Source organism: Corynebacterium glyciniphilum AJ 3170 (assembly GCF_007673095.1).
Taxonomy (GTDB): domain Bacteria; phylum Actinomycetota; class Actinomycetes; order Mycobacteriales; family Mycobacteriaceae; genus Corynebacterium.
This window is the reverse complement of the sequence record NZ_VDYZ01000019.1, coordinates 14,716-38,133: the sequence shown is the minus strand read 5'-3', so window position 1 is coordinate 38,133 and position 23,418 is coordinate 14,716. Positions and strand designations below refer to the sequence as shown.

At 65.6% G+C, this 23,418-nt stretch carries 18 protein-coding genes and 1 pseudogene; 1 reads left to right on the top strand and 18 read right to left on the bottom strand.

The genetic code is table 11. The features are described from left to right. Positions 1 to 63: 63 nt before the first annotated feature. From trmD to FS507_RS14995, 12 genes are all read right to left on the bottom strand, one after another. Positions 64 to 915 (bottom strand): tRNA (guanosine(37)-N1)-methyltransferase TrmD, encoded by an 852-nt coding sequence (gene trmD / locus FS507_RS15050; protein ID WP_145943594.1) that lies wholly within the window; start codon positions 913 to 915, stop codon positions 64 to 66. An 11-nt stretch (positions 916 to 926) separates the two neighbouring features. Further along, a complete protein-coding gene (gene rimM / locus FS507_RS15045; protein WP_145943593.1) occupies positions 927 to 1,520 on the bottom strand; it encodes a ribosome maturation factor RimM in 594 nt (197 codons plus the stop codon). 42 nt (positions 1,521 to 1,562) lie between these two features. Further along, on the bottom strand, positions 1,563 to 2,906 hold the full coding sequence (gene gdhA / locus FS507_RS15040) for an NADP-specific glutamate dehydrogenase (RefSeq protein WP_145943592.1): 1,344 nt from the start codon (positions 2,904 to 2,906) through the stop codon (positions 1,563 to 1,565). A 355-nt stretch (positions 2,907 to 3,261) separates the two neighbouring features. Further along, positions 3,262 to 3,750, bottom strand: a complete 489-nt coding sequence (gene rpsP, locus FS507_RS15035) for a 30S ribosomal protein S16 (protein ID WP_145943591.1) — start codon at positions 3,748 to 3,750, stop codon at positions 3,262 to 3,264. A 217-nt stretch (positions 3,751 to 3,967) separates the two neighbouring features. Then, positions 3,968 to 5,575 (bottom strand): signal recognition particle protein, encoded by a 1,608-nt coding sequence (gene ffh / locus FS507_RS15030; protein ID WP_145943590.1) that lies wholly within the window; start codon positions 5,573 to 5,575, stop codon positions 3,968 to 3,970. A 136-nt stretch (positions 5,576 to 5,711) separates the two neighbouring features. Continuing rightward, positions 5,712 to 7,127: an ammonium transporter gene (locus FS507_RS15025; protein WP_145943589.1), complete on the bottom strand. Its 1,416-nt coding sequence runs from the start codon at positions 7,125 to 7,127 to the stop codon at positions 5,712 to 5,714. A gap of 178 nt (positions 7,128 to 7,305) precedes the next feature. Continuing rightward, positions 7,306 to 8,859 carry a signal recognition particle-docking protein FtsY gene (gene ftsY / locus FS507_RS15020; RefSeq protein ID WP_145943588.1) on the bottom strand — a complete coding sequence of 518 codons (1,554 nt, stop codon included), beginning with the start codon at positions 8,857 to 8,859 and terminating at the stop codon, positions 7,306 to 7,308. A 212-nt stretch (positions 8,860 to 9,071) separates the two neighbouring features. Continuing rightward, on the bottom strand, positions 9,072 to 12,716 hold the full coding sequence (locus tag FS507_RS15015; RefSeq protein ID WP_260853540.1) for a hypothetical protein: 3,645 nt from the start codon (positions 12,714 to 12,716) through the stop codon (positions 9,072 to 9,074). An 11-nt stretch (positions 12,717 to 12,727) separates the two neighbouring features. Then, a complete protein-coding gene (gene smc, locus FS507_RS15010) occupies positions 12,728 to 16,261 on the bottom strand; it encodes a chromosome segregation protein SMC (RefSeq protein ID WP_145943587.1) in 3,534 nt (1,177 codons plus the stop codon). Between the two features lie 16 nt (positions 16,262 to 16,277). Then, positions 16,278 to 16,568, bottom strand: a complete 291-nt coding sequence (locus FS507_RS15005) for an acylphosphatase (RefSeq protein WP_145943586.1) — start codon at positions 16,566 to 16,568, stop codon at positions 16,278 to 16,280. A gap of 9 nt (positions 16,569 to 16,577) precedes the next feature. Then, the gene (locus FS507_RS15000; protein WP_145943585.1) at positions 16,578 to 18,056 is read right to left on the bottom strand and encodes an alanine/glycine:cation symporter family protein; all 1,479 of its coding nucleotides are present in this window, start codon (positions 18,054 to 18,056) and stop codon (positions 16,578 to 16,580) included. A gap of 105 nt (positions 18,057 to 18,161) precedes the next feature. Next, on the bottom strand, positions 18,162 to 19,211 hold the full coding sequence (locus tag FS507_RS14995) for an SGNH/GDSL hydrolase family protein (RefSeq protein ID WP_145943584.1): 1,050 nt from the start codon (positions 19,209 to 19,211) through the stop codon (positions 18,162 to 18,164). Positions 19,212 to 19,380: 169 nt separating this feature from the next. Here FS507_RS14995 and FS507_RS14990 point away from each other — a divergent pair, with 169 nt between their 5' ends. Further along, positions 19,381 to 20,655 (top strand): hypothetical protein, encoded by a 1,275-nt coding sequence (locus FS507_RS14990; RefSeq protein ID WP_260853537.1) that lies wholly within the window; start codon positions 19,381 to 19,383, stop codon positions 20,653 to 20,655. Here the strand turns inward: FS507_RS14990 and FS507_RS17700 are convergent, their stop codons facing one another. The 6 genes and pseudogenes from FS507_RS17700 to mutM all read right to left on the bottom strand — a co-directional run bounded on the left by FS507_RS17700 (position 20,656) and on the right by mutM (position 23,417). After that, a complete protein-coding gene (locus FS507_RS17700) occupies positions 20,656 to 20,802 on the bottom strand; it encodes a hypothetical protein (protein ID WP_186314716.1) in 147 nt (48 codons plus the stop codon). 245 nt (positions 20,803 to 21,047) lie between these two features. Further along, positions 21,048 to 21,596 (bottom strand): ArsR/SmtB family transcription factor, encoded by a 549-nt coding sequence (locus FS507_RS14985; RefSeq protein WP_145943583.1) that lies wholly within the window; start codon positions 21,594 to 21,596, stop codon positions 21,048 to 21,050. 62 nt (positions 21,597 to 21,658) lie between these two features. Then, positions 21,659 to 21,799 (bottom strand): annotated as a pseudogene (locus FS507_RS14980) (zinc finger domain-containing protein); the annotation flags it as partial. Positions 21,800 to 21,851: 52 nt separating this feature from the next. Further along, positions 21,852 to 22,022 (bottom strand): DUF86 domain-containing protein, encoded by a 171-nt coding sequence (locus FS507_RS18550; RefSeq protein WP_260853545.1) that lies wholly within the window; start codon positions 22,020 to 22,022, stop codon positions 21,852 to 21,854. An 87-nt stretch (positions 22,023 to 22,109) separates the two neighbouring features. Beyond that, the gene (locus tag FS507_RS14970) at positions 22,110 to 22,439 is read right to left on the bottom strand and encodes a nucleotidyltransferase family protein (protein WP_145943582.1); all 330 of its coding nucleotides are present in this window, start codon (positions 22,437 to 22,439) and stop codon (positions 22,110 to 22,112) included. 144 nt (positions 22,440 to 22,583) lie between these two features. Then, positions 22,584 to 23,417 (bottom strand): bifunctional DNA-formamidopyrimidine glycosylase/DNA-(apurinic or apyrimidinic site) lyase, encoded by an 834-nt coding sequence (gene mutM / locus FS507_RS14965; protein WP_145943581.1) that lies wholly within the window; start codon positions 23,415 to 23,417, stop codon positions 22,584 to 22,586. Position 23,418: the final 1 nt, after the last annotated feature.

Here is a 23,418-nt window from a genome sequence, read left to right as displayed (position 1 = left end):
GACGTTGTGGACAGAACGCTCCCTGGGGACAACCGGCCCTCGACGCAGGGTCCGTCCGCCGTGCTACTCCCCCGGCGTGTCCGGCGTCGACTCCAGGACGCTGCGGTCCCGGGCGTCCAGCGCGCCTTCCTGCTGCAGTGCCTCGATCAGCTCAGGCCGGGTTGTCGCGGTGCGCAACAGTGCCTGGTCCCTGCGCCACCGGTCCACCTTCGCGTGATCTCCGGAGAGCAGGACCTCAGGGACCTCCCGCTCCCGCCAGACCCTCGGTTTGGTGTAGCTGGGGCCTTCGAGCAGACCGTCCTGGAAGGAATCCTCCTCATGGCTCCGGCGGTTCCCCAGGACACCAGGAATGAGCCGTACCACCGCCTCTGCCATCACCAGCACCGCGACCTCCCCTCCGATCAACACGTAGTCGCCGAGGGACACCTCCTCCACCCGGTACCGCGCCGTTGCGTCATCGAAGACCCGCTGGTCGATTCCTTCGTAGCGACCACAGGCGAAGACAAGCCGCTCCTCCGCCGCCCACCGTTCGGCGGTGTGCTGGGTGAAGGGTGCCCCGGCGGGAGTCGGGACGACCAGCACAGGACGGTCGTCGTGGCCGGCATGAGCCCGCCCGGTATCCGACGCGACGGCGGGCACATGCGGTTGTGCACTCTCCAGCCGTCTCACCGTGGCTGCCGGTCCGGAAAGGGACGCCACATCGTCGAGCGCGGGGCCCCACACCGTGGGTTTCATGACCATGCCGGGGCCGCCGCCGTAAGGGGTGTCGTCCACCGCCTTATGCACGTCATGGGTCCAGGAGCGCAGGTCGTGGACGGCGACGTCAAGGATTCCGCGCTCGATGGCCCTCCCCAGCAGAGCATGCCGCAACGGGTCCAGGTACTCGGGAAAGATCGTGATGACGTCCAGACGCATGGGGGTTGATCTTACCCGAGGTCGAGCAGCCCCTCCGGCGGGGTCAGCACCAGCGCACCGTTGTCCAGATCGACGATCGGGACGATGGCGTGGCGGAACGGGACCAGGATCGTCCCGCCCGCTGTCGGCAACGGGGCATCCGTGTCCACCGCCACCTCGAGCAACGTGCCGGCGGGACCGTGAGTGACCCCGCTGACCACGCCGATATCAACCGGTTCCGGGGTGGCACCGTCGTACGCCCGGGCGTTGGCGGTCTCTTCGTCGACCTGTCCGCAGTCGAGCACACGGAGGCCTTCGAGCTGATGGTCGTAGAATCCGTCCTCCCCCGGTTCCGTCACGGGATCGCCGAAGAAACGCAGACCACGCAACGTTTCAGCCTCGGTACGGTCAGTGACCTCCTCGACCGTGACCAGCAACCGGCCTTGATGTGGCCGCGTCGACGTCACGGTGAGGGTCCTCTCCGTCCCCCGGTGTCGGCCGGTCAACACGGTCCCCACGGCGAACCGTCCCGCCGGATCGTCGGTGGTCGCGTCGACCACCAGCTCCCCCCGCACACCGTGCGGCTTGATCACCCGGCCGATCTGGAGTTGTTCAGTACCTGACATGGAGGTCAGCGTACCGCACGGAACCGCACAGTTCCGCAGCCCCTAGATGACGCCCTGTGCAGCCATGGCGTCGGCGACCTTGCGGAAGCCGGCGATGTTGGCGCCGACCACGTAGTCCCCCTCCATGCCGTACTCTGTGGCAGTCTTGGCCGTCGTCCGGAAGATATTGCCCATGATGTCCCGCAGCCGCTTGTCGGTGTACTCGAAGCTCCAGGAGTCGCGGGACGCATTCTGCTGCATCTCCAGTGCCGAGGTCGCCACACCACCGGCATTGGCAGCCTTGCCTGGCGCGAAGTCGATCTTGCGCTTCCCGAACACGCGGATCGCGTCATGTGTGCACGGCATGTTCGCGCCTTCTGCCACGTACTTCACGCCGTTGTCGGCGAGCAGCTCGGCGGACTCACCGTCCAACTCGTTCTGGGTGGCACACGGCAGGGCGACGTCGGCCTCGACCTCCCAGACGTTGCCCCCCTTGTGGAAGGCGGCACCCTTGGCTTCCTTGGCGTAGTCGGCGACCCGGAGGCGCCGGACTTCCTTGATGTCCTTGAGCAGTTCCACATCCACACCGTCCGGCGTGGTGACGTAGCCGGAGGAGTCCGAGAAGGCGACGACGGTCGCACCGAGCTCCTGGGCCTTCTCGATGGCGTAGATCGCCACATTGCCGGAACCCGAGACGATCACCTTGGCGTTGTGCAGTCGCTCACCACGGGCAGTCATCATCTCCTGTGTGAAGTACACGGCACCGTACCCCGTCGCCTCGGTACGCACGAGTGAACCACCCCACTGCAGGCCCTTGCCGGTCAGGGTGCCGGACTCGTGACGGCCAGCCATACGACGATACTGGCCGAACAGGTAACCGATCTCGCGTCCGCCCACTCCGATGTCACCGGCGGGCACGTCGATCTTGTCGCCGATGTGGCGGCCGAGCTCAGTCATGAAGGACTGGCAGAAACGCATGATCTCCAGGTCGCTGCGACCCTTGGGGTCGAAGTCTGACCCGCCCTTGCCACCGCCGATCGGCAGGCCGGTCAGCGAGTTCTTGAAGATCTGCTCGAAGCCAAGGAACTTGATGATGCCGAGGTTCACGGACGGGTGGAAACGCAGCCCACCCTTGTACGGGCCGAGCACGGAGTTGAACTGAACCCGGAAGCCACGGTTGACGTGGACGTTGCCCTGGTCGTCGACCCACGGAACCCGGAAGATGATCTGGCGCTCAGGCTCGGTGAGCCGCTGGATCAGCCCCATGTCGGCGTAATGGGGGTCCTTGCGCAGCACGTGCGTGAGGCTGTCGAGGACCTCGGAGACCGCCTGGTGGAACTCGGGCTCACCTGCGTTCCGCTGGAGGATCTGCTCGTAGTAGGTCTTGACTGTGGCATCGACGTCCATCGTGCTCCCTTCGGTGAAAACTTCTGTACCGTCGATATTTTACCTGCCTGACACAGTCCGCTTAACAGGTTCGCCACATGAGTGACCCAGGACACAACATCTGACCTGCTTTGTTTCAGGGTCGGCCTGCACAGGAAATGATGTCGAAACACTTGTGAAATCTATGTCCGGCAACCGGCGCCCCCTGATATCACCCCCGCCACACACCCCCGCCCGTACATATCGGTATCACCAAGCCCCGTCCGGTCACGACAGACGAAAGCACCGTCCCCACCGGTCATAACGGTGGAGACGGTGCCCCGGGAATCATGCTCAGAGTCTCACAGCACTCCGACACATGACGATAGAAGACAGACTACTCAGCCTCAGCGGCCTCGTCGGCCTTGTCTGCTTCCTTCTCAGCAGCCTTGTCGGCCGCCTCAGCCTCAGCGGCAGCCTTGGCTTCCGCCTCTTCCTTGGCCTTCCGCTTCTTGTCCGTGATGGCCTCGGCGGTCGGTGCGTCAGCAGCCTCTGCCAGCGCGGCATTGAAGAGATCCAGCTTGGATGCCTTCTCCGGCTGGGCCTTCAGGGTTCCCTCGGAGCCCGGGAGACCCTTGTGGGCCTGCCAGTCGCCGGTGACCTTCAGCAGGGCGAGGACCGGCTCGGTCGGCTGTGCGCCGACGCTCAGCCAGTGGCGTGCGCGCTCGGAGTCGATCTTGATGACGGACGGCTCGGCCTTGGGCTCGTAGATGCCGATGTTCTCGATCACCTTGCCGGAGCGACGGGTACGGGCGTCAGCGATGACCACGCGGTAGTGCGGGGTGCGGATCTTGCCGAGGCGCTGGAGCTTGATCTTGACGGACATGAAAGGTCCTCTTTCCTGTTGACGGTCACCGGGCAGTACGGACACCCGCATCCGACGGACCCCGCACAGGTGGGGGCGCATAGCTGCGGGCCGGTTCAACCCTTGGATTTATCCTGCGCGTGACCACCGGACGACCGGGGTCGTGATCGGTGTTACGCAGACCGTTCGACACTACAGGGAAGCAGACCACCCGAACAAATCCGGGCAACCGGGTCAGCTAACGCCCTTTGCCGAAGTCGAGGTTGTTCATGTCGATGTTCTCGAAGCCTTCGGGCATCTGCTGCTGCATCTTCTTCAGGTCCGCCATCGACGGCATTCCGCCACCGCCGGGCATCCCCGGCATTCCGCCCATGCCAGGCATTCCAGGCATGCCCTGCGGTGTCTTCGGCTGCGAAGGCCCCTTCTTCGCTGGCTTACGCTTACCGTTCTTGCCCTTCCGCCCCTTGGGCTTCTTCTTCGTCGCGGAACGCCCCATGCCACCGCCCATGCCGAACTGTCCGGCCATCTTTCCCATCATCTTCTTGGCCTCGTGGAACCGACTGACCAGCTGGTTGATGTCAGCCACGGTCACGCCCGAGCCGGCAGCGATACGCTTACGCCGCGAGGCGTTCAGGATGTTCGGGTTCTCACGCTCGGCGGGAGTCATACCGCGGATGATCGCCTGGATCCGGTCAAGCTGCTTTTCGTCGACCATGTCGGCCATGTCGTTCATCTGCTTGCCGCCGGGGAGCATCTTGAGCACGTTGCCCAACGGCCCCATCCGACGGATCATGAGCATCTGGTCGAGGAAATCCTCCAGCGTGAGTTCACCGGAGGCCATCCTGGCCGCAGAGTCCTCCGCCTTCCTCTGGTCCATGACCTGCTCGGCCTGCTCGATGAGGCTGAGCACGTCACCCATGCCGAGAATACGGTTGGCCATCCGGTCCGGATGGAAGACGTCGAAGTCCTCGAGCTTCTCACCGGTGGACGCGAACATGATGGGCTTGCCGGTGACCTCGCGGATCGACAGTGCCGCACCACCTCGGGCATCACCGTCGAGCTTGGTGAGCACGACACCGGTGAAGTCCACACCGTCACGGAAGGCCTCGGCGGTGGTCACGGCGTCCTGCCCGATCATCGAGTCGATGACGAACAGGACTTCGTCCGGGTTGACCGCATCGCGAATGTTGCGGGCCTGGGTCATGAGCGTCTCGTCGATACCCAGCCGGCCTGCGGTGTCGATGATGACGACGTCGTGCTTGGTGCGCCCCGCTTCTTCGATACCGGCCTGGGCCACGGCGACGGGGTCTCCGTGACTGGTCCCCATCTCATGGTCGAGGGAATCAAGCGAGGTACCCGGGTCCGGGGCGAACGTCGCCACCTCAGCACGCTCACCGACGATCTGCAGCTGCTGTACCGCACCAGGACGCTGCAGGTCACACGCCACGAGCATCGGGGTGTGCCCCTGTTTCGCCAGGTGTTTCGCGAGCTTTCCGGCCAGGGTGGTCTTACCCGCGCCCTGGAGGCCGGCGAGCATGATCACGGTCGGCGGGTTCTTGGCGAGATTCAGTCGACGGGTCTCGCCACCGAGGATGCCCTGCAGTTCCTCGTTGACGATCTTGATGACCTGCTGTGCAGGGTTGAGCGCCTCGGAGACCACGACACCGTTGGCGCGCTCCTTGATCCTCTTGATGAAGGCACGGACGACCGGCAGGGAGACATCCGCCTCAAGGAGAGCCAGACGGATCTCACGGGCGGTGGCGTTGATGTCCGCCTCGGTCAGCCGTCCTTTCCCGCGCAGGCCCTTGAGGGCGCCGGACAAGCGGTCGGACAAGGACTCAAACACAGTGGAAAATCTCCCTTACACAATGACTTCTGACCCCTCCACCGTACCCGGTGTCCGTGGGCCTGCCTACTCACACATGGTTCGGAGACCGACTTTGTCACCTGCCCGGCGGATTCAGCCTGCGAGGGTACGACACTCAGTTCTTCTGGTGTGCACCGTCGGCAAGGTCATTGGCCCGGTGCGCGTTTCCCTGTGCGGAGTCGAAGTCGGTGACCTCCTCGAACTCCTGCTCGTTGTCGTCGGTGTAGGCGTATGCGCTCTCCGCGTGCTGGGTGCTGTCGATTCCGGCGTTCTCGTCGTCGCCGGAGATCCTCCACCCCATGGTGTACTTCAGTGCCAGCCCGATGACAGCGGTGACCACGGCACAGAAGACCACCGCGACCAGGGCGATGACGATCTGGACGATGAAGAGCTTGAATCCGTCAGCTCCTCCGCCGGTGAGCAGACCGCGGTCCGTCGCCAGTAGTCCGATTCCCATCGTTCCCCAGATACCGGCGACCAGGTGTACGCCGACCACGTCGAGGGAGTCGTCGAACTTGAAGCGGTACTTCAGTCCCACGCCGACAGCGGCCAGGGCACCACCGATCGCCCCCAGGATGATTGCGGTGAGCGGGGTGAGGTCGCCTGCGGCCGGGGTCACGGACACCAGGCCTGCGACGACGCCGGACGCCGCGCCCAGGGACGTGGTGTGGCCGTCGCGCAGCCGCTCCACCAGCAACCATCCCAGCATCGCGGCACACGTCGCCGCGGTGGTGTTGAGCCACGCCAGGCCGGCTTCGCCGTTGGCTCCGAAGGCCGAGCCGCCGTTGAAGCCGAACCAGCCGAACCACAGCAGGGCCGCACCCAGCATCACCAGGGGCAGGTTGTGGGGCCTGGAGCCTTCCTTCATGAACGTGCGGGACCGTCCGATGATCAGTGCCAGCACCAGTGCCGCCACACCGGCGTTGATGTGCACGACGGTGCCGCCGGCGAAGTCGATCGGAGCGATTGCCGCGACGGTCTCGCCGTCCTCGGACGCGGTCCCGAACATCATCGCAGCCAGTCCGTCCTCTCCGTCGGAGAGCAGGCCACCGCCCCACACCATGTGTGCCATCGGGAAATAGGCCAAGGTGGCCCAGATACCCGCGAACACCATCCAGGTGGAGAACTTCACGCGGTTGGCCAGTGAGCCGGAGATGATGGCGACGGTGATCACGGCGAACGTCAGCTGGAATCCGATGTCGATGACATTGGCGTAGCCCTCGGCACCGGCGATGAAGTTACCTTCCGCGTCCGTGACGGAGTCCTTCAGTCCGAAGAACTCGAACGGGTTCGAGAACAGTCCGCCGACGGTCTGGGTACCGTAGGACATCGACCATCCCCACAGCACGTAGATGACGCCGATCAGGCCGAGTGTGCCGAACGACATCATCATCATGTTCAGGGCGGATTTCTGGCGCGACATACCGCCGTAGAACAGGGCCAGCGCCGGTGTCATCAACAGGACCAGCGCGGCGGACATGAGCATCCAGGCTGAGTCACCTGTCGCCGCCGCCATTTCCTCGGGTGTCATTTCGGGGAACTCCTCAGGGTTGCGTGGGGGTTGTCTCCGGCACCTCGCGCCGGTGTCTCACGCTGAGTAGTTAACTGCCCCGATGTTTCGCCTGTTCATTCCGCATGATTTCCGGTGCATGAAAAACACCGCCGCAAGATTACGGCGGTGTTTCAGTGTCAGGGGTGACGGCGGACGGTCAGCCCAGCAGAGCGTCGACGAATCCCTCGACCTCGAACGGTGCGAGGTCATCGGCTCCCTCGCCGAGCCCGACCAGCTTCACGGGCACTCCGAGTTCCTCCTGGACCTGGAAGACGATGCCGCCCTTGGCGGTGCCGTCCAACTTGGTCAGCGCGACACCCGAAATGTCGACGACCTCGCGGAACATCCGCGCCTGGACGAGCCCGTTCTGGCCGACCGTGGCGTCGAGCACCAGGATCACCTCGTCGACCTTGGCCTTCTTCTCGACGACACGCTTGACCTTGCCCAACTGGTCCATCAGTCCCACTGAGGTGTGCAGTCGACCCGCGGTGTCGACCACGACGACGTCGATACCGTCGTCGACGCCCTTGGCCACCGCGTCGAAGGCCACGGAGGCGGGATCGGCGCCTTCCTTGCCCCGCACGGTCTCCGCGCCGACCCGCCGGCCCCATGTCTCCAGCTGGTCGGCGGCGGCAGCGCGGAACGTGTCTGCGGCCCCGAGGAGGACGGAGTGGCCCATACCGACAAGCACACGCGAGAGCTTTCCGGTGGTGGTGGTCTTCCCTGTCCCGTTGACCCCGACAACCATGATCACAGCCGGTTTTCCGTCGTAGGGCATGGCGTGGATCGACCGGTCAAGATCAGGCTTGCAGGCATCGATCAGGCAGGACCGCAACAGTGCCCGCGCCTCTGCCTCGCTGGAGACGCCCTGGGTGGTGATGCGCTCCCGTAGGTCTTCGACGACCGCGAGCGTGGTCTTGGTACCGAGGTCCGCCATGAGGAGGGTGTCTTCGATCTCTTCCCACGCATCCTCATCCAGATCTCCCGCGGAGAGGATGCCGAGCACGCCACGTCCGATGACGTTCTGCGACTTGGACAGATTGCCGCGCAACCGGCCGAGACGCCCCTCCACCGGAGCGATGTCCTCGACAGGTTCCGGCGCGGGCTCCGGCTCAGGTGTGGGTTCCGGTTCAGGTGTGGGTTCCGGTTCGGGTGTGAGCTCCGGCTCTGCCTCAGGCTCCGGCTCAGGTTCTGGAGCAGGTTCAGGTGTGGGCTCCGGTTCCGGGGCGGATTCTGGTTCGGGAGTCGGCTCCGGTTCGGGGCTGGGCTCCGGTTCTGGTTCAGGCTCCGGTGTGGGCTCCGGTTCTGGTTCAGGCTCCGGTGTGGGCTCCGGTTCGGGTGTGGGCTCCCGCTCCGGTTCTGGAACAGGTTCGGGTGTGGGCTCCGGTTCAGGGGCCGGGGCTGCGGGAGGTGTCGAGGGTTCCGATGCTTCCGTCGGTACTGACGGGGTCGGTGGCTCTGATCCGCCGAGTTCCTGGCCCGGAAGAACCTCCGGCTCCTTCTCCTGTACGCCAGCTGCGGTACCGGCACTGAAGTTGAATCCACCCTGCGCCTGGTAATCACCGGACGACGGCTTCTTCTCCTCGATCTCCGTCTTCGTCTCGAAGGAGATCTCCTTCTGCTTCCCGCGGCGCAGGCCGAGGACGATGAGGAGAGCGACGATGACAATGACCGCGACGGCGGCTATGACTATCCAGATAATCGGGTCCATCCCACCAGTGAACCAAATGTCCCCTCCGTTGTGTGCCGGAGGGCGAGGTTTTTCTCCACCTCGTATCCTTCGACACACCCGGAGACTTCCTGCCCGTCGACGTCTTGAGCCCCCGAGTCACCCAGGACCCCGAAAAATGACCTGAACGCTCAAGGTACCGAACCCTTGAGTGTTCAGGTCATTCTGGGACATCGGCCCGGAGCGAGAGGACGCTACTCACTCACGACGGAGTCGATCGCAGCCTCAGCAGCGCCAGCTCCGCCGTCACCACCTGCGGTACCTCCAGCCAGGTCCTCGTTTTCCACCTCGTCCTCCACCTCGTCGGGGCCGAAGACACCGAGCACCATCGCGTCGGCCGCCACGAGGTCGCCGGTGACCAGGTCCGGGACAACGCGGGCGATCTCGGCCCACCCCGGGTACGCCGATGACAGTTGGCCGGTCGAGCCCAGCCGTCCGTGTGCGTGCATACGCGCCGCGATCGCCAGGATCATGCTGATCACCGGGGTCAGGGCCCAGCGGTTGTCGGGGTTGTCGGTGTCGACGTTGTCGAGCTTGTCGAAGCGCACCCGCGCTGAGGTGTACAGCTGCCGGTTGGTCTGACGGATCCGGCGCAGCAGTGCCAACGCCACGCGCAGCAGCCCCGGGTCGGCGAGTACCTGGCCGAGCTCTTCACGGTGACGGAAGGTCTCGAACACCGCGATCAGCCGGGAGTTCTCCTCCGACAGGGCACCGGGGACGACCTGGGACCCGGCGAAGAACGTGCTCAGCACCGCTTCCTGCTGCTCCGGCGACAACTGGGCGATCTGCACCGTGGTGGCGTCAATGCAGGACGTCTCCAAGGTCGCGTCGCGTCCGGTCTCGACGGTCTGGGACAGCGGCAGCCCGCCGATGGCGGAGAGCCGACGCCCGATCTCACGGCGTGAGGCGGTGTCTTCGTCATCGGTCGCGGCGAGTTCACCGAGGATCTCCAGCGCGGCGATCCAGGCGACACCGGGACGCGGGTCCGGTGTGGACGAGCGCAACGAGGCGTGGACCAGCCCCGACAGGATGAACTGGGCAGGACGGTCAGTGGACGGCACCAGCGACCGGGACATCGCCCGGAGTGCCTCACGGGGGTGGCGTGCCAGCGCTGCATGCATTGCCGCGCTGGCATCCGCGGTGGCCTCCCCGGTCAACCAGCCGGCGAGAACGTCCCACAGCACGGTGAGGACGTCGGTATCCTCCGGCAGTTCGTCCGACGCACCGGCGAGATAGGCCGAAAGCTGGGTCCAGGGGCCGCCGTCGTCCGGACGGGCATGCCCCGGGACGTCGACGCGCAAGGCGCCCGGGCCGGGCGATGCGGCCGGATGCAGCGGGCTGAACCGGTCGCGGTTGTAGAACTGGACACTGAGGGCGCCGGCGTCGGTGAGTTCCTCGGGAAGTTCCGCGACACCGTTGGTGAAGGGCAGGACCCGCGCAGACATCCATGGCGCGGTCAGTGGCCACACCCATGCCGGCGAGTCCGTCTTCGGTTCCACCGTCAGGGTGGCGGCCGAAGTGTCATCGGAGGCGGCCGAGTAACTCAGCGTCCGCTTCTCTGCGGGACGCATGGTGACCAACCGCACACTGTGGCTGCGCCCGTCGGCGACGAACTCGAGTTCGCAGGAGCCTTCGGTCAGCTGGGGCAATGATGCACGGACCGAGGACAACGACACGGACCACGTCACCTGGTCGACGGTGCCCAGACGTAGGGTGCGTACGGGCGCACCGTGGCGGTCACGGATCACCAGCCTGGGTGACTCGACCGGCATACCCGGCCGGATACGGAACCGGGTCGCAGAATTGATCTCCACCGCCGGGGCGACCAATGACTCGGTCCGCCACATCGGGTCCTCCCCGATCAGCGGAAGCTGGAACCGCAGGCGTGGCGGTTCCACGACCAGCGGCAGTGCGTCGCCGGCGTCGGTCTCGGCGATGACCTGGACGGACTTCTCCTCGGCCGTGATGTCCACGGACTTCGGGATGAAGAGTTGCTTCTCCCCCGGGAACAGGGAGACGGTCACCGGCGTCAGACCGGCGGCCAGCCCCAGTCGCGGGCTGGCCGGCGCTTCGATGTCCAGGCCCTCCACGATGGCGAACTCGTGCCGGAAGGATTCATTACGGGGTCCACGGAGGCGGACCAGGTACTCGCCTACCCACGGAGTCTCATAGGCCTCCGGGTCGAAGACGTCGAACATCCCGCCTTCAGCAGGGACCTCCAGCGGCTCCTCCTCGGTGACTTCTTCGCCGGTCTCGTCGGGGCCGGCCCAGGAGCTGACCGAGAGGAACCAGATCTCCGGTGCCCCGGACACGGTGGCCGGGAACACCGCCTGCAGACTCGAGGCGTGCACGGGCAGGCCTCCGAGCGTCCGGATGGCCGGCAGCACGTCCTCCGGTTCGCGGAACCAGACACGCTGACGGGCGTCCACGCAGCGCACCGTGCCCATCGACGGACGCGCGACACCGGGACGGTCGACGTGCAGCGCCGTGGCGGCGGACAGGTCCAGGTCACGGATGACCCAGCCGTCCCAGGCCTTGACCTGCCACTCCCCCAGCACCGGAAGTTCGCGGTCGGCGACAGGGTCCACGGCGGTGGAGTCCTCGGGGCAGACGACGAGCACACGGGAATGGTGCAGGGACACCCGGTCGGTGAGTTCCTTGCCCCGACGGGTGAAGACCATGACCGGGTCCGCGTCGTCGACGACCGGCAGCACCCAGGACTCTCCGTGGGTCAGGTCCCGCACTCCGATCTCTCGCACGGGCCGGCGCACCGGCAGATCCAGTGTCTCCGTGACCGGGCGTCCGGGCGCGTCCGAACGGCGGGTCCGGAAACCGGCCGGTCGTCCGTCGACGTCCACGTGCCAGCGGACCTCGCCCACGGCAGCATCGCTGTCGTCTCGTCCGTCCCCGGCACCGCGGACCGACTCCAGCGGTTGCTCGGGCAGTCGCAGGACGACGCGTTGGCGGGCCAGGTCGATGGCCAGACGCGGACGGTCCTCACGGGTGCCCACGCCGACACGGTGCCGACGCGCAGTTGTCCCGGCGGGGCGTTCGCGCAGTTCCTCGATGACGTCCTCGAGCACCAGTGGCGCCACCTGTGCTTCCTCGCCCGCGTCCCCGAGGGAGTTGACCCAGTGGTCGGGGTGTTCCGCGGCGAGCTGCACGACCCGCACCACCGGGGTGATCAGCCGGACGGCGAGGTCCGGCAGTGCTGCACACAAGGGTCCTGCCTGAAGCGATTCCTCGGCGAGGACGGCAACCACTGCGCCAGCCTCCTCAGCGGGGGTCGACAGGGCATCACCGGCGAGCCTGCGGGTGTCGATGAGCTCGATGAGTTCGGGGACCCAGTCTGTCGCGATGCCGACATGGGCGAACAGACGTCCCTTGTCACCGTCGGAACCGGCGGCGGCCGCGTCCATGGGGTCGAGCCCGGCACGGGTGAGGATCTCCGCGTAGTCGATCAGTGAAACGCGCGCGTCCGTCGGCTCCAGTCCGAGCCCCGTCCAGAACTCCGACTCAAGTTCGCCGACGACGTTGAGCCGTGCCGCCCGGAACAGCAGTGTGGTCGCGGTCAGTGCAGGGCAGGTCCGCAGCAGGGCGTCCTCGTCAGCGCCGGCACGGATCTGGCGGGAGAGGAACTCACCGAAGAAGATGGTGATGCGTTCCAGCTCATCACCGGTGATGTCGAGGTCCACGAAGACCGCAGGGTCACCGCTCAGTTCACCCAGACGTCGGGAAAGGTCGATCTCGGTACTGGATGCCCAGGCGAGGAGGTTGTCGGACAGGTCGGCGATGGGACCCTGTGTGGGGCTCTGTGCGGGGCTCGAGGTGTTGCTCACGTCATCCCATTCTAGGAGGGGTCGGCGGGTTCGGCTGGCTTGGGGTCCATGCGTTGCGAGATGACCCTGGTGACCCCGTCACCACGCATCGTGACCCCGTAGAGGACGTTGGCCACGTCCATGGTCGGCTTCTGGTGCGTGATCACGATGAGCTGGGAATCCTCGCGGAGTTCCTCGAACAGTGCGATGAGCCGACGCAGGTTCACGTCGTCCAGCGCGGCCTCCACCTCGTCCATGACGTAGAAGGGGCTGGGGCGGGCCCGGAAGATCGCGACGAGCAGCGCCAGCGCGGTGAGGGACTTCTCCCCGCCGGAAAGCAGTGAGAGCCTCTTGACCTTCTTGCCCGGCGGTCGGGCCTCGACCTCGATGCCGGTGGTGAGCATGTCATCCGGTTCGGTGAGAACCAGTCGGCCGGCACCGCCGGGGAAAAGTGTGTTGAACACGCGGGGGAACTCGTCCTCGACGTCGTTCCAGGCGTCGGTGAACAGGGCGAGGATCGTGTCGTCGACGTCTCTGATCACCCCCTCGAGGTCGTCCCGGGCCTTCTCGACGTCGTCGAGCTGGGTGGCCAGGAAGCGGTGACGTTCCTCGAGTGCCGAATACTCCTCCAGGGCCAGCGGATTGACTTTGCCCAGGGAGCGCAGTGACTTTTCCGCGGCTTTGAGGTCCCGGGTGGCGGCATCTCGGTCGAAGTCGTCTCCGGGGGCCTCCTCCAGCAGTTGGGCGGCGGTCATCCCGAGCTGGTCCATGGCCTGCTCCAGCGCCTGTTCGATGCGCAGCTGCGCCTGGCTGCGGGCGATCTCAGCGGAGTGTGCGGTGTTGGTCAGGTGGTTGAGGCGCAGTGTCAGGGTGTTGACCTTGTCCTTGCGTTCGTTCAGTGCCGCCTGCCATTGGCGGTGTGCCTCGTCGGTGCGGGCGCGGGTTCCCTCGGCGCGGTCCAGGGCGTCCCGGATGCGTACGTCCACTCGTCGCGCCTGCTCAGCGACGACGCGGGCGCGTTCCCGGGCGGCCCGTCGCTTCGCGGCGGCGCGGTTGAACTCTTCCCTGGCCGCGGTCTCCTGACGTGCCTGGCGCCGTAACCCCTCGGCACGCCCCCGGTGGTTGCCGGCACGTTCTTCCGCGGTACGCAGTGCGAGTCGTGCCTCCATCTCCATGGCACGGGCCTGAGTGAGTGCCTGGGCGGTGGCGTCGCGCTCGGCGGTGGACGGCTCAGCACCGCTTCCCTCCTCGTCGCCGTCAGCGTCCAGGCGGGCGAGCCGGTCGGCGATCTCGTCGGCCTCGACGGCGAGGGCGTCACGCCGTTTCTCCGCCTCATCACGCTGGGCCACCGCCTTGTCCAGGAGTCGACGCGCCTGACCTGCGGTGCGTTCGGCCGCATCCACTCGTTGCCGGGCGGCAGTGAGCCTGGTGCGGTGGTCCCGCACGGCTGCCGTCGCCCCGGCTGCCGCGGTGCGCAGTTCCTCCGCAGCCTGCTCAGCACCGCTGAGAGTCGCCTGCAGATCAGCCAACTCGGCCGTGCGTGCGCTGATATCGGCAGCGGCCTGGTCGATCCGGGTGGACAACTCGACCGGCGTCGTGCCACCCGACCCGGCCGCTACCCATCCTGCACCGACGACCACTCCGGCGGGAGTGACCGCGCGGAGCCGCTCATCGGCCGAGACCGTCCTGCGCCCCTCCTCCACGTCGGAGACGGTGACAACGTCGACAAGCAGGGCGGTGACCGCAGGAACAACCGCATCGGCGATGTCGATGTGGTCGAGGAGCCAGTCGGTGGACGGGGTTCCGGGGCCACCCGCGCCACGGTCCAGACGCCATGACTCCGCGGTCGTGCCGGCACCGTCCCCGGCCAGCAGGACGGTTCGCCCCTCCGCCGCGTCGACGAGCGCGTCAACCAGGGTGTCGAGTGCCTCTGAGTTCTCGCCGGCGAGTCCGGCCGGCAGGACGGCGGCCACCGCCTTCTCCCACCCGTCGCGCACGGTCAGCAGCTCGGCGAGGGGCTGGAGCGCCTCCATTCCCCGTTCCTCGGCGGCGCGCACCGCCACCGCCGCCCCGTCCGACGGACGCAGTCGGTCACGCCACGCCTCCACTGACGCCTCCAGGGACGCGACGGTGCGCTCCAGGTCGCGCTCAGCGGCGCGGAGTTCAGCCACGCGTCGTTCCGCACCGGTGGACTCCTCGGCGGCCCGGGCAGCGGCGTCTTCCAGGCCCGAACCCTGATTCTGCAGTTCGGCGAGTGCGTCGGCGGCATCGGCTTCCTCTGAGCCGGTGGTGGCCTCCAGTGCTTCGCGCTGTTCCTCGACGGACTGCTGGAGGCGGTCGATCTCCTCGGCTGCCGCGCTGCGACGCTGATCCACCGCCTCCTGCTGTGCCAGGAGACGGACGATGCCTTCCCGACGGTCGGCAATCGCCCGAACCTGCGCGAGATGCTCCTGTTCAGCCTCACGCGCCGCCTCGTCCCGGGCCGCGACATCGTCGCGGATGCTCTCCAACCGCTCCGTGGCGACCTCGACCTCCTCGTCGAGCACCGCCTGCTCTTCGTCGGCCTGTTCTGCACGGGCGGTCAGTTCGTCGGGGTCCTGCCCTGTCCATGTGGTGTCTGCGCCGGAGTCCTCGGCACGGTCGGAGGCGATCCTCAGGGTTGCGGCGTTCTTCTCGGCGATCGTCGACAAGCGGAACCACAGCGACTTCGCCGCCTCCGCTTCCTCGAGGGCGGTGCGTAGTTCCTCCTCGGTCACCGCCAGTTCGCCGGTGTGCTCCTCGAGTGCCTCCTTGAGCTCGGCGATGTCGGACTCCAGGACCTTCGCCTGGGCATCGGCGTCGTTGAGTTCATCAGAGAGATGACGGACCTTGTCGGCCGTCAGCAGCAGCCGGTTCGACCGGATGGTGGCCTGCACCTGCTCGGCACGCTGGGCCGCCTCGGCCTGTCGTGCGAGTGGTTTGAGCTGTTTGGACAGTTCGTCGGTGAGATCATGCAACCGGTCCAGGTTGCCCTGCATCGAGACGAGCTTACGCTGTGCCTTCTCCTTGCGTCGCCGGTGTTTGAGCACCCCGGCGGCCTCTTCAATGTAGGCGCGCCGCTCCTCGGGCCGCGACTCCAGGATCTGGGCCAGGCGCCCCTGTCCCACGATCACGTGCATCTCGCGGCCGATGCCGGAGTCCGACAGCAATTCCTGGATGTCCATCAACCGGGCTTTGGTGCCGTTGATCTCGTACTCGCTGGCGCCGTCACGGAACATACGGCGGGTCACCGACACTTCGGTGTAGTCGATGGGAAGCGCACCGTCGGCGTTGTCGATCGTGAGGGTGACCTCGGCGCGCCCCAGCGCCTTACGGTCGCCGGCGCCGGCGAAGATGACGTCCTCCATCTTGCCGCCGCGCAGGGTCTTCGCCCCCTGCTCCCCCATCACCCAGGCGAGGGCGTCGACGACGTTCGACTTCCCCGACCCGTTCGGCCCGACGACCGCACAGATACCCGGTTCGAGTTTGAGGGTCGTCGCCGACGCGAAGGACTTGAAACCCTTCAGGGTCAACGACTTGAGGTGCATGGGCGTGGATTTTACCTCAGCGGGTCTCGAACCCGGTGTACTCGCCACGCGGTCCCGTCACCGAGTCCACCACCTGGTCCACGTGTCCCGGGGTCTCACCCGAACGCAGCCACGCCACTAACGCGGCCGTGGCGTCCTCCGATCCTTCGGCGACCACCAGCACACGCCCGTCCGGGTAGTTGGAGGCGAAACCGACCAGGCCGAGTTCAAGAGCTTTCGTCCGGGTCTTCCACCGGAAGCCGACGCCCTGGACGTGACCGTGGACCCACGCGGTCAATCGGGTGGTCGGTACCTCTGAGTCACTCATGGGGCCAGTTTAGCCGCGGAGCGTCCGCGCCGGAACAGCATCGAAGGTGTCGTCCTTGTCGTCCCAGCATTCGATGTTCTTCAACTCGGGCAGCATACTGCGCCGGAAGACAGGGTCCAGTCCCTGCTTCTTCTGGTCGGTGTAGTTGCGCAGCAGCTTCAGCGCGATCGGGCACAACGGGACGATGGCACACAGGTTCACCACGACCATGATCGCAGTGAAGGTGTCGGCCAACGCCCAGATGACCGGCAGGTTGACGATGGCGCCAAGGAAGACGCAGACGACCACGAGGAGACGGAAGCAGAACATGACCGCCGGATTCTTCGTGAAGTACTCGACGTTCGACTGCGCGAGGTAGTAGTTGCCGATCACCGAGGAGAACGCCAGGAAGAACAGGATGAAGGTGACCACGTGGATTCCCCAGTCGCCGATCTGCGCGGCGACCGAGTCCTGGGTGAGGCTGGCGCCCTGGATGTCCTCGCCGAACGGAGGGTTGGACAGCAGAATGATGAAGGCCGTGACCGAACAGACGACCAGGGTGTCGAAGTAGACACCGAGGGTCTGGACAAGGCCCTGCTTGACAGGGTGAGAGACCGCCGCGGTGCCCGCGGCGTTCGGTGCCGACCCCTGGCCTGCCTCATTCGAGAACAGACCCCTACGCATCCCGTTCATGAAAGCAGCGCCGACGGCTGCACCGGCGACCTCCCGGAACCCGAGGGCGTGACCGACGATCTGGGCGATGACACCGGGGATCTCGGAGAGGTTCATCAGCACCACGATGACCCCGAGCCCGATGTAGATCACTGCCATGAACGGAACGATCACCTGGGTGACGGACGCGATGCGTTGCACGCCGCCGAAGACGATGACGGCGGTGAGCGCCGCGACTGCCAGACCGATGATGATCTTGAGGGTCAGGCCGTCGTTGTCGGCAGAGCGCCCCACGGACTCGACGATCGAGTTGGTCTGCAGGGCGTTGTTGATGAACCCGAAGGTGAGCGTGATGACGATACCGAAGATGACGGCCAGGACGGGTTTGTTCAGGCCGCGGGTGATGTAGTACGCCGGTCCTCCACGATAGGCGTTGTTCTCGTAGTCGCGGGTCTTGTAGAGCTGTGCGAGTGTGGCTTCGACGAACGACGTGGCACCGCCGAGGATCGCGATGATCCACATCCAGAACACTGCCCCGGGCCCACCGAGGGTGATGGCCACCGCGACTCCGGCGACGTTACCCGTGCCCACCCGCGATGCAGCCGAGATAGTGAAGGCCTTGAACGGGGAGATGCCCTTCTTCTCTGCCGCTTCGGGATCGCGGTTGAGCATCTCGTCGTCCTCGTAGGGTGCCTCGGCGACCGCACCGAACATCTGGGGGAACAACCGCAGCTGGACCAGGATCGTGCGGACGCCGAAGTACAGACCGGCACCGACGAGAGCCCAGACGACGACGCTCCACACGCCGTCGTTCATGGAGGTGATGAAATCCGTCATTTTCCGGACGTTACTGCGCAGTGGGGAAAACTCCGGCACCAACACGCGCCGAGGTGTCGCACATCACTTTGCCGGGCTCACCATGTTACGGCGATGTTTCCTGGCTCAGCGGCCGTCGTCCAGCAGCCCGGTCAGCTCCTCGGCGACATCCGCGAGAGCAGGATCGTTGTCAAGGTCGACGTCGTCGATGACACCCAACAGGAAAGATGCTCCATCGGTGCCGAATGCCGCGATGATCTGCTCCGCGAGGAACCTACTGCCCCCGAAGGACGGGTGCGCGCGCATGTTGAACCCGGGCGTCGTGAGGTCCCAGTGACCCGAGACATAGCGGTCGGCGTCCCGGGCGCAGGTCGAGTTGGTGTTGACGGTCATGTCCCGGATATCGATGAACGGCACCCTGGCGGTTTCCGCCGCGGCCTTGTGATTCTCTTGGTTGGCCCGCTCAAATGCCGCCGTCGTCGCGTCAGACTCGCCGAAAGGGAGGTTCGGAATGATGTTCCGGTCGCAGTAGATGCCGTCAGGACTGGTGGTGGAGAGTCGACCCAACAACAGGATCTCCGCGCCCGGAGCGACCGCACGCACCTTCTCCACCCCGGTCACGAGATTCTTCCGGATCACCTCGTCGGACAAGCCCTGACGTTTGTCATTCATCCCGGCCGCCAGCACCACCGTGGAGGTGTCATTGATGTCCTCGGCGCTGATGGCGCGGTCAATGCGGTCGAGCATCCCGACGGTGGTGTGCCCGTTGCACGCCCAGTTCTGGACGGGACGGCCCGTTTCCTGTCCGACGATCGCCGGCCAGGCGTCCGGAGCGACAAAGCAGCCCTCCCGTTTCGGGTAGGCGAAGCCCAGCGCAGGGTGCTTGTTGATCAGCCAGTGTGAGTTCGCCGTGAATGAGTCTCCGAACGCCACCAGATTGTCGACAGTGTTCTCCGAGTATGGGTTCACCAGGGGGAACAGGGCGCCCAGCGACGGGATACCCGAGGATCCGGCCGCGCTCGCCCCGGAGCCGAGAGAACCGTGGGAGCCTGAGGAAGCTGAGGATCCTGCCGGGCCGCCCTGTGGGAGCTCCCCTGCCACCGACGGCGACGTGGCGACGGTGAACAGGGCCGCAACGGCGGCGAGAAAGGCAGTGACACGATGGCGCAAACGCACGGCAGAATTCTCCTGGGAATCATGATCGAGAGTGAGGACTGTCCCCCTGCATCAACCCGGCCAGGCACTGTGTAGGCCGCGGGTCGGAGAGAGTCACCGAAAGTGCCCGTGGGACTACCGGTAAGTGTAGTTCACTCTGAACAGAGACGATGAATAACCCTGTTTTATCTTGGCCGAAGAAGATATTAACGAACAGATATGCCTGAATAGTGAGGTAGCAGCGCGGGTCACTGCGACGCTGGTACTCCACGGCGACTTCGACGGTTCCCAGTTCGGTTGGATGGTCGGAGGGGAACGCATAGCGAGCCTGGTCCTCGGCCCCGGGAACTATCGTCTCATCAGGGATCATCACCGCTGCAAGGTGACTGAGATGGACGGGACGCCCCGTCTCCTCGACGCTGACGACGGGGCTGTGGTCATGACAGACGGTGATCCGGTGGACGGTTCGGAGAACCTCTCCGTTACGACGCCGGCCACATGGCTTCTGTACCCACGTCAGCTTCTCCGGATTCTCGACCAGGTCTTCCCTGCCGGGCTGGTGGAAGACGTCGCTGTCCGGGGCCGGCGTGCCTACCGCATCCCCGGTCTGCCTGGACGCCACCTGGACAGCTCCGGTCGCGCCCGATGGATCGACGTAGACGCCGTCACCGGTGTGGTCCTCGCCATGGGCACCGGCGACGGCGGCGGTGAGCTCGTCGACGTGGATTTTCCGGACGTTCTCGACGCATCGGTCTTCTCCTGGGATGACCGATACTACGGGCCGGCCCGACGGCCTGAACCATGGCAGCCGCTCATATCCAATGGCACGACTGATGTCCTCGAACCCGCCCCAGAACCTGTAGACGAAAGGCCGCTTACGCAGTGGAGTGAGCGTCGTCCTACCGAGGGGGAAGAACAGGTCTTCCGTGATATTTGCGAGGTTGCGCCAGAGGGAAGCATGCCGTTGCCCGGCTATGACTTCGTGCAGGAACACCCGGACGGCGGGTACATCGTACTCAATGAACGGGTGGACGATGACGCCAGAATGCTGGTGTACCACCTGGGCCGGGCGGTCGACGGTGAAGTCCACTGGGCGGAGAAGACCTACAGCCTGGAAAGCTGGAAGGTGTTCGTTACTGACGGCCGGATATTCACCAGCGACGAGACGACTCTGACCCGGCGAGACAGAAACCTCGACGTGGTCAAGCGGTACTGGGCTCCGGCATCGAATCACTGGCTCGAGGTGGTCGGCCCGTGGTTCGGGGCTTTCCACTTCCGACTCAGTTCCATTGACCCGGGGTGGAGCGAGGATGATGACTCCGGCATGTATCAGCTGCTCGATCCGGACACACTCGACGTGGTGCTGGAGGTACCTGTCGATGAGTCGGATGTCGCCGCGCGGTGGATCAACGGTGAACTGTGGCTCTCCGACGGCAATCTGCGGATCTTCACGCCGCCGTGGTGACTAGGAGCCCTCGGGCTGCGAAATGACATCGGCTGCTCCGTCGACGCTGACGGCGGCGTCCGACAACATGATGATGCCCTCTCCCGAATCCCGGTCGAAACCGAGGTAGGAGCGGTAACCGTCCGTCCCGCCGTTATGCCACGTCACCGCTGGAGTGGTTGTTGTCGTGAACCATGCCCAGCCGATGTCGTCATGATCATCGAAGTTCTCACGCGGTACCGCAGCGTCCGCCCCAGGGGCCTGGTCCGACGGATGACGTCACCTCCGCGGCCAGTTCCGGCTCCCCGGGTACGGAGACTGCATCGCCCCGGTGTCCGTACGGTAGCTGCGCCGCGGGTCGTCCGTCAGTTTCTTCATTGTTGTCTTCTCCTTGCCTGGTGAGTGCGGAATCATCAGTGGATGCCGATGAGGACGAGGGTGAGAAGCGGGATGATCCGCTGTGCAGGTATCCTCCAGTGCCCGCGTCGGGCGTTTTCCAGCCATCCTGCGCCCGACAAGGCATGGAGATGGTGGTAGATCTGGCCCGTTGTGCCGAAGCGCTCATCAGCGCCGAGCTGGGCAGTAGTCGTCTTCCCCTCGTAGATCGCCTGAAGCAGCGAAAGACGGACTGGGTGACCGACAGCAGAGAGAATCTCAGCCGCGCCCGAGAAATCAACGTCCTCGAGCTCAGCGGCCGCCAGCCCCATCTGCCATGACACCGGCGAGTCGCTGCCTGGTGGCGTCACGTGGCCGGTGTAGGCCACTCCGCCGGACGGCCCCATCTGTTCGACGAGCCCGTTGAGTGCCCAGAACGTCTCGTTGTCATCGGGCCCCACCGCGCCAGACTGTGGTGCTACGGTCTCACCCGGTTCCTGCTTACTGCCGGCACGCGCGCGTTCCAGATCCCGAACCCGGCTTTCGAGTTGGGAAACCCTGTCATTCAAGGAGTCATGATCGGCCATGGTCGGAATGATAGCACACTTACGTAATTACGGAATAACGAAATCTTACTTTCTGTGCCATCTCAGCGCATTGTCTGGCACACCGGACAGAAATGCGAGGATCGGTTCATCCACTGTTCCCGCACCAGCGGCGTCCCGCACCGGTGGCACGGCTCCCCTGTCCGTCCGTTCGCGTTCAGAGACCGGGAGAAGTATCCCGACTTCTCACGCAAGGTGCACTGAAGTGCTTCGTCGTGATGGACACGTTTCCAGCCATCAGGGGCGACGGGTTCGGTTCAGTCGTCGTGGACGTGACTCCGCAGCGCCTCTGCGAGCGGAGGGAGGTGGGTGTCGACAACCATCGCGGACGACATCGACGTCGACCCCGAAGTACTGATGAACGAGGATGTTGCGAAAGCCCCGGATCCTCGGCCATGTCCACGACATCGCCATCACCGTCAAGGGCGGTGACATACCGACGGCACCGCTCGATGGCCATCAGAACATCGGCGATGCGCTGGCCGGCGTCGCGGCTCACAGCTCGACCAGGTCAGCGACGGCCGAGACCGAGATCGGCCGCTTGAGCAGTTGCGCCGGAAACACGTCGATGTCGTCACGGCCAAACAACCCGCGGGTCTCCTCCATGAGCCCGGAGGCGCGCATGAGGAGATTGCCGTCTTCCGGATCCATCTCGACGAGGATGTCGATGTCCGAGTCGGCGTGCGCGGTGCCACAGGCAACGGAGCCGAACAGCTTCGGGTTGGTCGCGCCATACTTGACCAGCAGAGCCTGGAAATCGTCTCGGCGCGCTTCAATGAGCTCGCGCAGAGCGAGCGTCTCGGGCGTCAGGACGGTCTTCGGCATGTCTCCAGGGTACCGGCAAGCACCTGTCGCAGCCAGGCTCCGGAGCGCGTCTCCGTCGAGTACAGCTCGCAGTGCGTCCCACGACGGGCTCAGACGCCGTATCCAGCAAAGGGCGTCGCGATCTCGTCCAGTCGGAACGTCTGGTCACCGCTTCCGCTGGCACCTCGGGCAGAAGTGCGACGAGCGACCGCCGATGACGAGCCTTTGCAACGGCGTCCCGCACCGGTGGCACGGCTCCCCTGTCCGTCCGTACGCGTTCAGAGACCGGGAGAAGTACCCCGATGCGCCGTTGACGTTGACGTAGAGGTCGTCGAAGGACGTCCCGCCCGCCTCCAGAGCGCGTGCCATCACCTGTCGCGCCGCATCGAGCACCCGCAGGACGTCCTGCTGCCGCATCGCACTCGCCCGCTTGCGGGGATGTACCCCGGCAGCCCACAGTGCCTCATCCGCGTAGATGTTGCCGATACCGGAGACCACAGTCTGGTCGAGCAGGACCCGTTTGATCTCGGACCGGCGGCGACGTACCGACCTGGCCGTCTCGACCGGATCAAACGCCGGATCCATCGGGTCGAGAGCGATATGGGGCACCGGATCGGCCGCAGTCAGTTCCCAGCGCCCGAAGGTCCGCTGATCCACGAACGTCAGCTCCAGCGGCTCTTCCCGTGCTGTCATCAGCCGGGACCGGATCCGGACGTGCGGCGACACGACCTGTCCCGGCTCCCCGAGCAGCATCTGGCCGGACATGCCCAGGTGCACCAGCAGGTTGCCCCGCCCTGCAAGATCCAACCACAGGTACTTCCCTCGTCGGCACACACCGCCCACCCGGGCCCCGCTCAATCCCGCGACGACCGCTGCGGCCCCACCGTCCTGCCCGCGGACCGCACGCGGATGGAGGACCTCGGTATGCTCGAACTCGGCCCCGAGGATGTGTTCAGCCAGGCCTCGCCGGACCACCTCGACCTCAGGGAGTTCAGGCATG

Bases quoted from the DNA above. Each gene is read 5' to 3' on its own strand.
- trmD (WP_145943594.1), bottom strand. From the start codon at position 915: ATGCGTCTGGACGTCATCACGATCTTTCCCGAGTACCTGGACCCGTTG.
- rimM (WP_145943593.1), bottom strand. From the start codon at position 1,520: ATGTCAGGTACTGAACAACTCCAGATCGGCCGGGTGATCAAGCCGCAC.
- gdhA (WP_145943592.1), bottom strand. From the start codon at position 2,906: ATGGACGTCGATGCCACAGTCAAGACCTACTACGAGCAGATCCTCCAG.
- rpsP (WP_145943591.1), bottom strand. From the start codon at position 3,750: ATGTCCGTCAAGATCAAGCTCCAGCGCCTCGGCAAGATCCGCACCCCG.
- FS507_RS15025 (WP_145943589.1), bottom strand. From the start codon at position 7,127: ATGACACCCGAGGAAATGGCGGCGGCGACAGGTGACTCAGCCTGGATG.
- ftsY (WP_145943588.1), bottom strand. From the start codon at position 8,859: ATGGACCCGATTATCTGGATAGTCATAGCCGCCGTCGCGGTCATTGTC.
- smc (WP_145943587.1), bottom strand. From the start codon at position 16,261: ATGCACCTCAAGTCGTTGACCCTGAAGGGTTTCAAGTCCTTCGCGTCG.
- FS507_RS15005 (WP_145943586.1), bottom strand. From the start codon at position 16,568: ATGAGTGACTCAGAGGTACCGACCACCCGATTGACCGCGTGGGTCCAC.
- FS507_RS15000 (WP_145943585.1), bottom strand. From the start codon at position 18,056: ATGACGGATTTCATCACCTCCATGAACGACGGCGTGTGGAGCGTCGTC.
- FS507_RS14985 (WP_145943583.1), bottom strand. From the start codon at position 21,596: ATGGCCGATCATGACTCCTTGAATGACAGGGTTTCCCAACTCGAAAGC.
- FS507_RS18550 (WP_260853545.1), bottom strand. From the start codon at position 22,022: ATGTCGTGGACATGGCCGAGGATCCGGGGCTTTCGCAACATCCTCGTT.
- FS507_RS14970 (WP_145943582.1), bottom strand. From the start codon at position 22,439: ATGCCGAAGACCGTCCTGACGCCCGAGACGCTCGCTCTGCGCGAGCTC.
- mutM (WP_145943581.1), bottom strand. From the start codon at position 23,417: ATGCCTGAACTCCCTGAGGTCGAGGTGGTCCGGCGAGGCCTGGCTGAA.